Source organism: Mitsuaria sp. TWR114, assembly GCF_007997345.1.
Genome location: NZ_VOSR01000534.1, coordinates 1 through 2,290, shown reverse-complemented (window position 1 = coordinate 2,290; position 2,290 = coordinate 1). Strand labels below are relative to the sequence as shown.

Genomic DNA, 2,290 nt, shown 5'->3' with positions numbered 1-2,290 from the left:
CGCTGCTGCGCGCGATCGCGGGCCTGCTGGTCGGCGTCGGATTCGTCGCCTTCACCGTCGTCACCGGCGCGACCACGCGCACGCTGCTGCCCGCCGCGCCCGGCTGGGTGCATGACCTCAACATCGGCATCGTCGGGCTCGCGCTCAACCTGGTGGTGATGCTGGGCGTCAGCCGGCTGGCGCCAGCGCGCGGCGCACCCAGTCCTCGAGTTCCCCTGCGTCGACCGGTTTCTCGATGACGCACAGCGCGCCCTGTCCCATCGCGCGCTCGCGCACCGACGGCGAGGTCAGCGCGGTGATGAACACGGTGGGCACGGCCAGGCCGTCGCGCTGCAGCCGCGCCAGCAGCCCGATGCCATCGAGGCGGGTCATGTGGATGTCGCAGACCAGGCAGCCGACCCGCGGCGCCACCTCGTCCTCCAGGAACTCGATCGCCGACGCGTAGCTGCGCGCCTCCCAGCCGACCGCGCGCACCAGGCTGCTGGTGGCGGCGCGGACGAAGGGATCGTCGTCGACGATGGCCACGAGCGCGCGCGGCGGCGCCGACGGGTGGCCGATGCCGGGCATCAGGCGGCCTCGCGGATCACGCCGATGGCCTGCATCTTGCGCACCAGCTCCGCCACCGAGCGCGAGCGCATCTTGCGCATCGCCTGCCCGCGGTGGATCTTGGCGGTGATCTCGGCGATGCCCATCTCGCCGGCGATCTGCTTGTTCATGCGCCCCGAGGCGACATGCCCCAGCACCTCGCGCTCGCGCGGCGTGAGCGAGGCCCAGCAGCCGCGCACGTCGTCGAGCGCGCGCTCCACCGCCAGCCGGCGCGCATCCGCGTCCAGCGCGGCGACCACCGCATCGATCATGTCCTGGTCGCGGAAAGGCTTCTCGAGGAAGTCGCGCGCGCCCGCCTTCATCGCCCGCACCGTCATCGACACGTCGCCGTGGCCGGTCATGAAGATCACCGGCATCGGCCCGAGCCCGCGGCCCGCCATCGACTGCTGGAAGGCCAGGCCGCTCTCGCCGCGCAGGCGCACGTCCAGCACCAGGCAGCCGGGCCCGGTGCCCTTGGGCGCGGCGAGGAAGGCGGCGGTGGTCGGGAAGTCGCGCACCTCCAGGCCCATCGACCGCAGCAGGCTGGCGAGCGAGCCGCGGATCAGGTCCTCGTCATCGACGATGTAGACGGTGCGGCGGGCGGCCGCGTCCGCGGTCGCCACGGCGGGAGGGCCGGGTCGAATGGACGATGGGATCAGGGACTGCATGACGGACACCTCGATGCGCAGGCGCGCAAGGTAGCAGAAGCAATGGCGCCAGGACGCCCGCGAGGGCGTCCCTATACGCATGTATGAGCGGGCGCTCAGCCGAAGGTGAAGGCATAGGCGCGCACGCCGGGGTCCAGGAAGCGGATCTCGAGGCGCCGGTCGCGCACCGCGCCGCGCTGGCGCACCAGCTGGTAGAGCCGGCTGGCGTTCACGCGCCCGCGACCCTGCGCGTCCACGTCCAGGCCGTGTTCCTCGCCGGGCGGCTGGCCGTCGATCGTCAGCACGAAACGCGCGCCCTCGGGCGGCCCGGCCATCACCAGGTGCAGGTCCCGCGCATGGAAGCGGATCGCGATCGCGCCGGCACCGCCAGCGCCGGCAGGGCCGCTCGCATCGGTGCCGGCCGTCATGCCGCCCAGCTGCGCGAACTCCGGCCCCACGGTCCAGATCCCCGACAGCGCCCATTCGTTCAGGCCCAGGCGGCCCGCCGAGTAGCGCCGCGGCTGGTCGCGCAGCAGCGGCTCCGGCGACGCCATCGCGTTGGCCTGCGCATACCCGAGGTAGCTTTCCGGCGAGCGCAGGTTGTCGAGGTCCGCGGGCATGCCGACGCCGCTCAGGTCGGTGCCGGCGCGCGCGGCCGATGGCGCGGTGGCCGCCGGCATGGCCTCGCGCAGCAGCGCCTGGATCACCTGCTCGGTGGCGTCCGCGCCGTCCTCGCCGAACTGGTGATGGCGCAGTCGCCCCTGCGCGTCGACCAGGTAGATCGCCGGCCAGAAGCGGTTGCGGTACGCGCGCCAGATCCGGTAGCCGTCGTCCAGCGCGATCGGGTAGTCGAGCTTCAGGTCCTTGGCCGCGCGCGCCACGTTGGCCGGGTCCTTCTCGAAGGCGAACTCCGGCGAGTGCACGCCGATCACCACCAGCCCCTGCCCGGCGTAGCGCTGCGCCCAGGCGCGGACGTGAGGCAGCGTGCGCAGGCAGTTGATGCAGGAGTAGGTCCAGAAGCTGACGACAACGACCTTGCCGCGCAGCGCCTCGAGCGC

3 protein-coding genes and 1 pseudogene are annotated in these 2,290 nt (G+C 73.0%); 1 reads left to right on the top strand and 3 read right to left on the bottom strand.

The features are described 5' to 3' along the window. Positions 1-239 (top strand): annotated as a pseudogene (locus tag FUT87_RS29015) (hypothetical protein); the annotation flags it as partial. Here the strand turns inward: FUT87_RS29015 and FUT87_RS18660 are convergent. The 3 genes from FUT87_RS18660 to FUT87_RS18650 all read right to left on the bottom strand — a co-directional run. After that, positions 169-567 (bottom strand): response regulator transcription factor, encoded by a 399-nt coding sequence (locus FUT87_RS18660; RefSeq protein ID WP_091731060.1) that lies wholly within the window; start codon positions 565-567, stop codon positions 169-171. The pseudogene FUT87_RS29015 and the gene FUT87_RS18660 sit on opposite strands and share 71 nt — an antisense overlap. After that, entirely contained in the window at positions 567-1,253 is a 687-nt protein-coding gene (locus FUT87_RS18655) for a response regulator transcription factor (RefSeq protein ID WP_147241992.1), read from the bottom strand. Before FUT87_RS18655 ends, FUT87_RS18660 begins: the two co-directional genes overlap by 1 nt. 95 nt (positions 1,254-1,348) lie before the next feature. Beyond that, a partial coding sequence (locus FUT87_RS18650; RefSeq protein WP_147241991.1) for a redoxin domain-containing protein occupies positions 1,349-2,290 on the bottom strand: 942 nt, incomplete at its 5' end.